Here is a 307-nt window from a genome sequence, read left to right as displayed (position 1 = left end):
ACTCAGCAGCGTTCGACAAGTTTGCTAAAGAAGAAGGCCTATATTCAAAAAGCCTGAATGGCGATGCTTTCTCTAACGAAGCTAAACAGAAAACAATTGACCTGATCAAAGAAGATCTAGGCCAAATCGATATGGTTGTATACTCACTGGCGTCTCCAGTGCGTAAAATGCCAGAGACTGGCGAAGTAATTCGTTCATCTCTAAAGCCTATCGGTGAAACGTACACGTCAACTGCGGTTGATACGAACAAAGACACAATCATCGAAGCAAGCGTAGAGCCTGCGACTGAAGAAGAGATCAAAGACAC

At 44.0% G+C, this 307-nt stretch carries 1 pseudogene; it reads left to right on the top strand.

Features of this window, described 5'->3' with window-relative positions:
• A pseudogene (locus BCT81_RS04030) lies at positions 1 to 307 on the top strand (bifunctional NADH-specific enoyl-ACP reductase/trans-2-enoyl-CoA reductase); the annotation flags it as partial.

The organism is Vibrio sp. 10N.261.52.A1 (assembly GCF_002876325.1).
Classification (GTDB): Bacteria; Pseudomonadota; Gammaproteobacteria; order Enterobacterales; family Vibrionaceae; genus Vibrio; species Vibrio chagasii.
This window is presented reverse-complemented; position numbering and strand designations above follow the sequence as displayed.